Genomic DNA, 10909 nt, shown 5'->3' with positions numbered 1-10909 from the left:
ATCGAGCGCTTGCGCGCCCGGCATGCGCATCAGCGCGCGCTGGGCGGCTCCGAGGTCCGCGCGGTGCGACAGCAGCAGGCTGCCGTCGATGCGCAGCGGCACCCGCCGGGACGCTGGATCCGACCTCGAGACCGAATCCGGCTTCAGGCCCGACTCGGGCTGCGACAGCGCGGCGACGATCACCGGCCACAACGCGAGCGATCGCCAGCCCAGCGCGGCGATCTCCGCGCCGCCCTGTTCCTGCTCGGCGAGCGGACTGAGCATGCCGGCGGCGCTGAACGCGGCCGCGCCCTGCGCGTCGAATGCGGGCGCGGGGCCGGGCGACGCGTCGAAGACCTCGACGGCATGCCCGGCCCGCGTGAGCGTCCACGCGAGCAGCCGTCCGGCGAGCCCCGCCCCGGCGATGGCGATCGCGGCCATTGCGCTCAGGCCTGGCGGATCGGGATGTAGAGCTCGCCGCCGCCGGCCAGGAACTCGGCGCTCTTCTCCCGCATGCCCGCGGCGTCGGCTTCCAGCTGCGCGCTGTACTCCCGCACGTCCTGCGTGATCTTCATCGAGCAGAACTTCGGTCCGCACATCGAGCAGAAGTGCGCCACCTTCGCGCTGTCCTTGGGCAGCGTCTCGTCGTGGAACTCGCGCGCGGTCTCCGGATCGAGGCCGAGGTTGAACTGGTCCTCCCAGCGGAACTCGAAACGTGCCTTGGACAGCGCGTCGTCGCGCGCCCGCGCCGCCGGATGGCCCTTGGCGATGTCCGCGGCGTGCGCCGCGATCTTGTAGGCCATCAGGCCCTGCTTGACGTCGTCCCGGTCGGGCAGGCCCAGATGTTCCTTGGGCGTCACGTAGCAGAGCATCGCGCAGCCGAACCAGCCGATCATCGCGGCGCCGATGCCGCTGGTGATGTGGTCGTAGCCCGGCGCGATGTCCGTCGTCAACGGGCCCAGCGTGTAGAACGGCGCCTCGTCGCAGTGCTTGAGCTGCTCGGTCATGTTGGCCTGGATCATGTGCATCGGCACATGCCCGGGGCCTTCGATCATGGTCTGCACGTCGTGCTTCCACGCGATCTTCGTGAGCTCGCCCAGCGTGCGCAGCTCGGCGAACTGGGCCTCGTCGTTGGCGTCCGCCAGCGAGCCCGGCCGCAGCCCGTCGCCCAGCGAGAAGCTCACGTCGTAGGCCTTCATGATCTCGCAGATCTCCTCGAAGTGCGTGTACAGGAAGTTCTCGCGGTGGTGCGCGATGCACCACTTCGCCAGGATGGAGCCGCCGCGCGACACGATGCCGGTGCGGCGCTTGACCGTCATCGGCACGAAGGGCAGTCGCACGCCGGCGTGGATGGTGAAGTAGTCGACGCCCTGCTCGGCCTGCTCGATCAGCGTGTCGCGGAACAGGGCCCAGGTCAGGTCCTCGGCCACGCCGCCGACCTTCTCCAGCGCCTGGTAGATCGGCACGGTGCCGATGGGCACGGGGCTGTTGCGCAGGATCCAGTCGCGCGTCGTGTGGATGTTGCGGCCGGTGGAGAGGTCCATCACCGTGTCCGCGCCCCAGCGCGTCGCCCACACCAGCTTCTCGACCTCTTCCTCGATGCCCGAGCTCACGGCGGAGTTGCCGATGTTGGCGTTGACCTTGACCAGGAAGTTGCGGCCGATCGCCATCGGCTCGACTTCCGGGTGGTTGATGTTGGCCGGGATGATGGCGCGGCCGCGGGCGATCTCGTCGCGGACGAACTCCGGCGTGATGATCCCGGGGATCTGCGCGCCCAGGCCCTGGCCGCGCAGGCGCTGCTCGCGCTCGGGATCGGACAGGTACTCGTGCATCCAGGCGCGGCGGCCGTTCTCGCGGATCGCGACGTACTCCATCTCGGCCGTCACGATGCCTCGGCGGGCGTAGTGCATCTGCGTCACGTTGGCGCCGGACCTGGCGCGACGCGGCGGGCGCGTCAGCGCCATGCTCTGCGCGCGCAGCGCGTCCTGCTGCGCGGCCTCGCGCAGGCCGTCGTCGAAGAGCTGGATCGGCCGGCCGGTGTAGGGCTCGGTGTCGCCGCGCGACTCGACCCACGCGGCGCGCGTCGCGGGCAGGCCGCGGCGCACGTCGGTGGCGACGGCGGGATCGGTGTACGGGCCGGAGGTGTCGTAGACCGCGAGGCGCTCGCCGTTGGTCAGCGCGATCTCGCGCAGCGGCACGCGCAGCTGCGGATGCAGCACGCCGTGCTCGTGCGTCTTGGTCGAGGCGGGCAGCGGTGCCCGGCTGGCGGCGAGACGGTCGTGGAAGGTCGCGCTGTCGGGAGCGGTGTCGCTGGCGCTGTGATTGACGGCGGGCGGGGTCAGGTCGTTCATCGGGGTCTCCGGTTGAGCGCCGGAGGCTGGACCGATGGGGTCGTGCGGACGTTGGGAACAGACCCCTTCCTGGACGGGGCGCACGGGGCGGTGCGGGACCGCGTGGCATCGGTGCGGGCCTGGGAGGCACGCGCATCCGCCGAGGTGCGCCTGGAAGGGCGGGCTCTTCTTACGCCGGTACGAACCGGATCAAGTTCAGCGGGTCCACGGCTTCATCGCCATGTCTCAGCCCGTGTCGTCGATGCGCAAAGCGCGTCGGCGACCCAGGGCTCCCCGGAGCAGGCGCGCAGTATAGGCCGCGCAACACCTGGCCCGTGCGGGACGTGAAATCCTCGACGCAACCCCGATGTCAAGGGACATCCGAGGTACTGTTACATCCTGATTCCGGGGAAACACCGAGGGGGCGTCACCACGGTGACTTCTTACACTGCGGCGCTCAGGCCGGGGCGCGAAAGAACCACAGCAACAGCAGCAGACAAGACCGGCGTTGTCTCCAAAAGAGAGCAACCAGCGCAATCGAGAGGGTGGAGTAATGAGCAGCCGTAGTCTCCCGAGCGTCCGACGTCAGGGCCTCGCCCTGTGCCAGGTCTTGAGCCTGGGCCTGGTCGCGATGTCCGTGCAGGCGCAGACCCCCGCCGTGCCCGCCGCGCAAGCGGCGACTTCCGCCGCGGCGGCGGCCGATCCGAAGGCGCCGATGAGCGATGTCGACCGCGCCAAGCGCGACGCCGACAAGGTGTTCCAGTGGATCAAGTTCCACGCCGAGAAGGGCGAGAAGAAGCCTGCGCACGAGACCAAGGCCGAAGCGCCCAAGCCCGTCGCCAGGCCGGTGGCCGCCGCCGCGCCCGCGCCGGTGGCGCGTCGGCAGGAACTCGATCCGGCCGCCGAGCGCGCGCTTGCCGCTCGCAGCGCCGCGCAGGATGCGGCACCTGTCGTCGCGACGGCGTCGCCCACGCCCGCGCCGATCGGCCAGCCGGCCGCGCAGACGAACGCGCCGACGAACGCGCAGACCATCGCCCCCCCGACCGGCGTGCCGCAGCCGATGTCGGAAGCACCCTCGCCGCAGGTTGTCTCCATGGCCGCGCCGTCGACGGCGCCTGTCGCCAAGACACCGGAACCGGAACCCGATGACGAACCCGTGCCCTTGAAGCTGCTGCACAAGGTCGATCCGGAGTACCCGCGCGCCTTGCTGGCGCAGCAGCGTGCCGGATCGGTGCTGGTGCAGTTCACCGTCCGTCCGGACGGCGGGGTCGATGCGGCGCAGGCGCTGCGCTCGCCGGACCGCAAGCTCAGCGCGGCCGCGATCAACGCGGTCAAGCAGTGGCGCTTCGGGCCGATCCCGGCGCCGCGCCAGGTCAGCGTGGAGATCGGGTTCCAGGTCGATTGATGAAGGTCGACGTGCAGGTCGACTGACGGACACAGCAGCGTTCGAAGGCATGAACCGCAATGGGGGTGGCAGCGTACCAATGCCCCCTGTTCATGCTCATTCAAGGTGTTCGCTGTGTATCCGTTGCATGCCGCTTCGTCGACTCCGATCCAGGACCCCGCCATCGACACGGGCGGTCGCCCACGGCCTGATTTCGAACGTGCCGTCCAGGAGACACTGACCGCCGTGCAATCCCTGGAGGACCTGTTCGAGGGTGACCGACGATGGCATGAGTGCCGCGACGCGATCGACGAGCTCACGACGAGGTATACGGGCGACACGCCTGATCAGACCAGGGCGCAGGACCGGTTCTTCGCCGAAGGCCTCCCGATGCTCCTGACGCTGCTCGATCTGCTTCAGCGAAGCAGCGCCCCGGCGGTTCGGGATCGGGTGCTCCGTTCCTTGCACCAGGACTTCAGGCCCAACAGCGCCTTGCCCGATGCCGTCGTCGTGCTCGGCAACGCGTTGCGCGCCGCTCGGGATCCGTCCCGGCAGATCGCGGACCAGGATGGCAGGCCGCTGGCCGAGAAAGCGGCCAAGCAGACCAGGTTCTACAAGGTCGCACTGTCACCGGCGCAGTTCCGGGCCAGCGGGGACTTCCTGGCATGCCGAGCGGAACTGTTCCAGCTGTTCATCTGGCTGGCGAAGGAGCTGGAGGTCGCGGCAGGTCCGGAGCGGGATGTCTCGGCCCGCATCCTGGCTCAGGCCAGCAAGTGGACCGATCTTGCCCCTCGGCTGAGCGATGCTCAGGCGGCGATGTACGGCGCAGGGAAACGCTTGATGTGGTTGCTGTGCCAGTTGTTGAAGGACATGTCGTGCGACGAGACGCGCCGACTCGCCGCGCGTGCCCTGAGCGTCGCCTTCCATGACGGCGTGCCCCGCGACAACGCCGTCACCGCCATCGGACGCGCGGTATCGGCGGTGGTGGAACACCGGTCGCCGGAGCAGGCTGAAAGGCGGCGAGCGTTGGCAGCGTCGACGTTGAGCCATTGGACACACGCGTCCGTCCGGTCCGAGTGGTCACAGGACGTTGTCACCGCGGGACTGCTCGAACATCTGGGGTTCGAGGAGGCGTCGGACGTCGTACCCGACACCGCGTTTGTCCCGACGGAACTGGGCGCCCAGGCCATCAATGCCGCCTATCAAGCGGTCACCTTTGCAGCCGATCACGGGAACGGGGTCGTCGACGCGCGTCGCGTCCGGCCGCCGCCGACATACGCCAAGGCCGTCGGCGTCTGACGGCTACATCCCGTACATCGCCGCCTGATCGAACGGTGTCAGCGCCGCCGCCATCGCCTCGAGGAACAGCCGCGTGCGCAGCGGCATCAGGCGGCGCTGCGGGAACACCGCCCAGCAGGTCGACGGCTCCGCGCACCAGGCCGGCAGCACGCGAAGCAGCTCGCCGCGGTCGACGAAGGCCTGTGCGTACTGGTTGCCGACCCAGGTGATGCCCAACCCCGCGCGCGCCATCTGGAGCAGCATGTCCGGCGCGTTGACCAGCGTGCGGCTGTCCGGCACGCCGACCCACTCGATGCGCTGGTCCGCCTGCCCGTCGACGATGCCGAACAGCCGCCATGGCAACGGCTCGCCGGCGCGGCTCAGGATCATCAGGCCGTGCATGCTCAGCAGCCCTTCAGGCAACTGGGGTTCGCCGTGCCGCTCCAGGTATTGTGGTGAGGCGTACAGGCCGCTGCTGAACATCGCCAGGCGTCTCGCCGCCAACTGGCTGTCCGGCGGCAGCTGTCCCATGCGCACCGCGATGTCGAAGCCCTCGGCGATCAGGTCCACGCGCCGCGGCGACAGATCGAGCTCCAGCTGCACTTCCGGGTAGTCGCCGACGAAGCGGCTCAGCATGGGCGTCAGCATCTGATTCGCGAAGTCCGCCGGCATCGACACCCGCAGCCGCCCCGTCGGCCGCTGCTGGCGATGCAGCGCCAGGGCCAGCGCCCCGTCGACCTCGCCCGCGAGCACCCGCGCGTGCTCCAGCACCCCTTGGCCGAACTCGGTCAAGGTCAGTCGGCGCGTGCTGCGCTGGAGCAGCTTCTCGCCGAGCCGCTCCTCCAGCGCCGCGATCCGCCGCGACACCGTCGACTTCGGCAACTGCAGTCGCTCCGCCGCGCGGCTGAAGCTGCCGCTTTCGATCACGCGGGCAAAGACCAGCAGGTCATCGGCATCGAGGCTCATGGGGCGGGCTTCCGGGTGGGGAAGGGATTGTTCGTTGAATGGAACAATCTTATCCAGTACGACGTCTTCCGGTGCTGAGGAGCGATCAATAGAGTTCGTTCCATCCCATCACACCCGGCTGATCCAGCCGAAACGCCCGGAGAAACGCACCATGAACATCCTTCAGATCAATTCCAGCGCCCGCCGTCTGCATGAGGGCCAAGGCTCGGTCTCGACCCTGCTGGCCAATGAAGTCGTCGCCCAACTGGTCGCCCGCAACGCCGGCGCCAAGACGGTCGTGCACGATCTGGCGGTGCGTCCGCTGCCGGCGATGGACGAGGCCACCCTCGGCGCGCTGTTCACCCCGGCCGATACGCGCACCCAGGCGCAAGCCGACCGCGTGGCCTTCAACGACCAGTTGATCGCCGAACTGCAGGCCGCCGACGTGATCGTGCTGACCGCGCCGATGATCAACTTCGGCGTGACCTCGCAGCTGAAGAACTGGATCGACGCGGTCGCCCGCGCCGGCGCCACCTTCAAGTACGGCGCCAACGGCCCCGAAGGCCTGGTGACCGGCAAGCAGGTCATCGTCGTCAGCACGCGCGGCGGTGTGTACCGCGGCCAGCCGGCCGACAACATCGTGCCCTACCTGCAGCTGACGCTGGGCTTCCTTGGCATGACGGACGTCAAGTTCGTGCTGGCCGAAGGCCTGAACATGGGCGAGGAAGCCGCGGCCAAGGGCCTGGCCACCGCCCGCGAGGAAATCGCCGCGCTGTTCGGCGAAGTGCAGCCGGCCTGATCGGCCACCACGGGCGCAACCGGCCGGATCGACCGCGCGCGCCCTCCACGGGGCACGGGGGATCCCTCCTGGACCCCCAAGCCCCATGCCGGGCCGGCAGCATCCGCTGACGGCCGGCACAGACATCCCTTCATTCATCCGTTCATCGATCATCAAAGGAATCCATCATGACCGCCGCCACCCCTGTCACCTCTCTTCGGACGCCCCGCCAGGTCGAGCGCCTGGTGCAGGGCAGGGCCACCAGCGACGGCGCCGGCGTCAAGCTGACGCGGGTGCTGACGCAGGACCTGCAGCGGCGCCTGGATCCCTTCCTGATGCTGGACGCCTTCGGCACGGACCAGGCCGAGGACTACATCGCCGGCTTCCCCGACCATCCGCATCGCGGCTTCGAGACCGTGACCTACATGCTCGAGGGGCAGATGCGCCATCGCGACTCGGCCGGCCATGAGGGCCTGCTCGGTCCCGGCGGCGTGCAATGGATGACCGCCGGCCGCGGCGTGATCCATTCCGAGCTGCCCGAGCAGCAGGAAGGCCGCATGGAAGGTTTCCAGCTGTGGCTGAACCTGCCCGGCCGCGACAAGATGCGCGACCCCTGGTACCGCGACATCGCCAGCGCCGAGATCCCGGAGCTGACGCTGCCGGGCGCGACGGTGCGCGTGATCGCGGGCGAGAGCCACGGCGTGACCGGCGCGGTGCAGCGCGACGCGACCTTGCCGATCTACCTGGACGTGCATCTGGCGCCCGGCGCGACCTTCGAGCAGGCGATCCCGGCGACGCACAACGCGTTCCTGTACGTGTACCGCGGCGCGCTGCGCTTCGACACCGGCTGCCTGGTGCCCAGCGGTCGCATGGCGATCCTCGCCAACACGGCCGGCGCCGACGGCGCGCGGCTGACGGCCTCGGACGAGGGCGCGCGGGCGATCCTGATCGCCGGCCAGCCGCTGGGCGAGCCGATCGCGCAGTACGGTCCCTTCGTCATGAACACCGAAGGCGAACTGCTGCAGGCGGTGCGGGACTTCCAGGCCGGCAAGTTCGCCTGAGGATGACGGGTCCCCCGCCGCAGTCAGGCGGGCACGTGTATCGCGCAAGGCGCCGGTGAGGCGGCACGGACTCCGGGGATCTCCGGGGCTGGTCCGCGGCATGACAAAGCGGACTCCGTCTTCCCGTCGTGCCGCATGCAGCCTGTCCCCGCCTTTCCGGCCGCGTTCGTCGGCGCTCTCGACGTCGCCTTCGATCCGCACTTCGGCTTTTCGACCGAGGTCTCGCCGACGTCGCCGTCCAACCCGCCGGCCCGTGCGGGCGCAGCTCGGCGGCCGACGCTTGCCGCAGCCTGCGCGGCGCTGTCGGAGGCCGCGAGGGCGCTGGGCGCCCGGGATGAGGCTGACCTGCTCGACGATCTGCCCGCGCGCGTCGGTGACCCGACGGATCCGCGCTACACGGACGAACGCAGGAAGTTCTTCCACGACGAGGGCGCTGCGCTGCTGCATGAGCTCGCGAGGGCGGTCGCACAGGCGCGTGGGCCCATCGTGCTGCTGCGCCGGGAACTGGTCGAGGCTGTCGAGGCCCTCGAGTTGTGCAGGACCGGTTCCGCCGACATCCTGGACAAGACGACGCACCGCTTGAACTGTCTCGCGGGCGGTGTGGCGCGGGTGGCCGCCTTGCGTCGCGACGACCTGATCCGGCAGACGCTGCTGGAGGTCGTGCGCGCCACGATCGGGCGCGATCCGGCCGAAGGCGTTCGCACGCTCGCCAACTTCGAGGTGCATTACGTCGTCGCGCTGGAGCGCCGGCTGGATCTGCCGTCCGCGCGAAGCCAACCGCAGGACGACTCCTTCGACGCGACGGCGCTCCCCCACGACATCCTGACGCGGGCCAGGTGCGCCTTGCAGCGACGCGTGACCCCCGCGGCGATCGCGCGCTCGCTGGCCGAAGAGGCCTTGCAGACCGTGCGCTCGCGCTTGATGGCGGTGGGCGTCGACTGCGTCCGGATCTGGCCGGCGACCCCCGCGCAGCAGGCGGCGATCGACGAGGAGATCGTCGCGGTCGAGCGCATGCTGGGACCCGTGGACCGCTGGGCCTTGTTCCGCGAGGACGACGACAGCGGGCACATCGGATTGGTGTCCCATCCCACGTGGCTGGCCGTCCAGACCCTGCTCAACCTCATGGACGCCGGCGCGCTGCCGAAACGTGTGATCGAGACGCGTCTGATCTGGCGCGCGCCCGACGCGTCGTCCTTCCGGCTGCGCTGCCTGACGGACGGACTCTGGTGGGTGCAGGGGGGCGAGAACGAGGGCTTCGATCCGGGCGAGGCCCGGCCGGTCCGGGTCGGGGTCCTGACGGAATTCGATCGGCTGATGGCCAAGGGGCGCCACCCGCTCATGACCGTGGCGGCGCGCGAGGGACTGGTGCGCATGCCCATCCTGTTCGACGCCGAGGACGCCTTGCCCGGGATTGCGCCCCACTGGCTGGAGGACGACGAGCTGGTGCGGCATTGGTGGCGCCGGATGGGCGAGCAACGCTGCGGTGTCTGGCTGGACCGCCACCGGATCGCCGCCCTGCATCCGGATCTCTGTCCGCGATTGATGCTCGCCGCCGACGACGCCGGGCACGGGGAGCTGTTCGCCCGCCTGCTGCCGGGCAAGGAGGCGGGCGCGGCGGTGGCATGGATCGCCTGTGATGGGGTGGGCCGACTTGCCGACGCGACCCGGTGCGGGGACGTCGACCGCCTGCGCCGTTGGCTCGACCTGTTGATGATCGCCATGCCGGCGCTGACCGCGCGGCAGCGCGGGCTGGCGCTGGTGGCGCGTGACGATCGCGGACAGTCGGCGCTCGCCTGCGCGATGGCGCAGCCGCGCGGCGGGGACCTCGTGCGTGAACTCGTGGCGACGATACTGGCGGTGCGCGGGCGCCGGCCGGAGGGGTGGCCGCGGACGACGCCGCTGTCGCTGTCGCCGCCCTTCCGGGAGATCCTCGCGGGCGGGGCGGAGGAGAGCCTGGGCGCCATCGGCGTGGCGCTCGCGCACGGCGAGGCCGAGTCGCTGCAGGTCTTCCTGGGCGCCGTCGAAGGCGCCCATGCGCGCGGGGTGCTCACGCGGCCGGACCTCAAGGCCTTGGTCATGGGCGTCGCGGACATCAGCGGGCCCGGCCATTGGGAGGGCTTCAGGCTGGCGATGACGCGCAACCATGCAGATGCAGTCGGCGCTTGGACGCGGGCGCTGATCCGCATCGCGCGAGAGGGGGCGCTGGACGATGTCGAGCTCTTCGATGCCCTGAAGGTCCTGCACGAGGACGGCTCGGGCGCCTATCACGCGGCGATGCGCGAAGGATCCCGCGAGGCTGCCGCCCATTACCGCGCGGCATTGCGCGCCGCGCGGGAGGACCGCCTCCTGTCGCGCGACCAGGTGAGCCGCCTGCTGCTCGGTCAGGCCGACGAGCCTCATGCGCTGTCGCAGGCCGCCGCCGCCGGCCATGCGCGTGCCGTGCGGGAGCATCTCGATGACGAGTTGTCAGTGCTGGGCCTCCAGCGGCTCACCGCGGAGGAGGATCCGGCCCGCGCCCGCTGGTGCCGTCGCGGCGGTCATGTCGCGATCGGCGCCGCGATGTGGCACGGCGAGCTCGACGTGGTGCGGGGGCTGCTCGCGAATGCGCTCGAGTTGCAGCGCCGCGGGTGGCGGAGCGCGATGTTCCCGTCCTTTCTGGGGATGCCGGGAGGGGTGTCCGCGATCGGCGACGCCATGATGGCGGGCCGGATGGACGCGGTGGCGCTGTGGATGGAGGCGTTGGCGACCGGCGTGGCGAATGGCTGGATCGGGCGCCGGGACATGCTGGCCCTCATGACGGCGCCGGACGAGCGCGGCGTCCCGATCCTCCATTGCGCCGCGTTGGCGCTCGACCCGCACTCGTTGTCCACCGTGCTGACGCTGATGGCGAAGGCGGCCTGCGATGCGCGTCTGAATTCGACGGAGCTGTCGAGGCTGTGGGGGCCGGGCCGGCGTCAACCGTCGTTGCTTGCGGCGGCCCTGCTCGCGGACCAGGCCTGGGCAGTGAGACTGGTCGGCCAGCTCCTGTTGCGGCTGTGCGGCGAAGGCCGTCTGGCGCCCGCCGATCTGCGGCAACTGCTGGCGCTTCGCGGCCGGTCCCGGTGGCCGGGCCGCCGCGGGGCGCGCCTGGTGCCAACTGGGGACGCGCCGCGCG

The 10909-nt window shown here is 70.4% G+C and carries 8 protein-coding genes and 1 riboswitch; of the genes, 5 read left to right on the top strand and 3 right to left on the bottom strand.

The annotated features are described in order from the left end of the window. Both VF536_RS14855 and thiC read right to left on the bottom strand, forming a co-directional pair. A partial coding sequence (locus tag VF536_RS14855) for an FAD-dependent oxidoreductase (RefSeq protein ID WP_331615637.1) occupies positions 1-420 on the bottom strand: 420 nt, incomplete at its 3' end. A gap of 5 nt (positions 421-425) precedes the next feature. Then, the gene (gene thiC, locus VF536_RS14850) at positions 426-2330 is read right to left on the bottom strand and encodes a phosphomethylpyrimidine synthase ThiC (RefSeq protein WP_331615636.1); all 1905 of its coding nucleotides are present in this window, start codon (positions 2328-2330) and stop codon (positions 426-428) included. Positions 2331-2479: 149 nt separating this feature from the next. Continuing rightward, positions 2480-2616, bottom strand: a riboswitch (TPP riboswitch). 246 nt (positions 2617-2862) lie between these two features. Between thiC and VF536_RS14845 the strand changes: the two genes are divergently transcribed. Both VF536_RS14845 and VF536_RS14840 read left to right on the top strand, forming a co-directional pair. Beyond that, on the top strand, positions 2863-3714 hold the full coding sequence (locus VF536_RS14845) for a TonB family protein (RefSeq protein ID WP_331615635.1): 852 nt from the start codon (positions 2863-2865) through the stop codon (positions 3712-3714). A 114-nt stretch (positions 3715-3828) separates the two neighbouring features. Beyond that, positions 3829-4992 (top strand): hypothetical protein, encoded by a 1164-nt coding sequence (locus VF536_RS14840; protein WP_331615634.1) that lies wholly within the window; start codon positions 3829-3831, stop codon positions 4990-4992. 3 nt (positions 4993-4995) lie between these two features. Here the strand turns inward: VF536_RS14840 and VF536_RS14835 are convergent, their stop codons facing one another. Continuing rightward, on the bottom strand, positions 4996-5937 hold the full coding sequence (locus tag VF536_RS14835) for a LysR family transcriptional regulator (protein WP_331615633.1): 942 nt from the start codon (positions 5935-5937) through the stop codon (positions 4996-4998). A 151-nt stretch (positions 5938-6088) separates the two neighbouring features. Between VF536_RS14835 and VF536_RS14830 the strand changes: the two genes are divergently transcribed. The 3 genes from VF536_RS14830 to VF536_RS14820 form a co-directional block, all read left to right on the top strand. Then, complete coding sequence (locus VF536_RS14830; RefSeq protein WP_331615631.1) at positions 6089-6715, top strand: FMN-dependent NADH-azoreductase; 627 nt, start codon at positions 6089-6091, stop codon at positions 6713-6715. Positions 6716-6882: 167 nt separating this feature from the next. Beyond that, positions 6883-7755, top strand: a complete 873-nt coding sequence (locus tag VF536_RS14825; RefSeq protein WP_331615630.1) for a pirin family protein — start codon at positions 6883-6885, stop codon at positions 7753-7755. Between the two features lie 135 nt (positions 7756-7890). Beyond that, positions 7891-10909, top strand: a 3019-nt coding sequence (locus tag VF536_RS14820; protein ID WP_331615629.1) for a hypothetical protein, incomplete at its 3' end; no start/stop codon positions are given.

The sequence above is a fragment of the Roseateles sp. genome (assembly GCF_036486225.1).
GTDB lineage: Bacteria > Pseudomonadota > Gammaproteobacteria > Burkholderiales > Burkholderiaceae_C > Roseateles.
Note: the sequence above shows the minus strand (reverse complement) of the source record. Positions and strands in the feature narration are given on the sequence as shown.